At 60.5% G+C, this 342-nt stretch carries 1 protein-coding gene; it reads right to left on the bottom strand.

The genetic code is table 11. From position 1 onward, the window contains the following. Positions 1-301 (bottom strand): hypothetical protein (locus tag PUR61_RS45120; RefSeq protein WP_329875317.1); only part of this gene is annotated, 301 nt, incomplete at its 3' end. Positions 302-342: the final 41 nt, after the last annotated feature.

The raw sequence follows: 342 nt of genomic DNA, 5'->3' as shown, positions 1-342 counted from the left end.
GGTGTGTTTGTTTTTTTTTTGTTTGGTGGGGGGGGGTGTTTTTTTGCGGGGTGTGTTGGGGGGGGGGTGGGGGGGGTGTGGGTGGTTGTTTTTGGCGGGGGCCTGTGTGGGGTGGGGTGGTTTTTTTGTGTGGGGGGTGGGGTGTGGGGTTGTTGTTGTTGTGGGGTTTTTTTTTTTTTTTTTTTTTTTTTTTGTTTTTTGTGGGTGGTGGGGTTTTTTTTTTATGGTTTGTGGTGTGTGTGGTGGTCGGTCGCGAGGTCTGGTCCCCCCCGACCCGCCTCCCTCCCCCCCCCCCCCCCACCCCCCCCCCCCCCCCCCCCCCCCCCCCCCCCCCCCCCCCCC

This window comes from Streptomyces sp. BE20 (assembly GCF_036322525.1).
Lineage (GTDB): Bacteria > Actinomycetota > Actinomycetes > Streptomycetales > Streptomycetaceae > Kitasatospora.
This window is presented reverse-complemented; position numbering and strand designations above follow the sequence as displayed.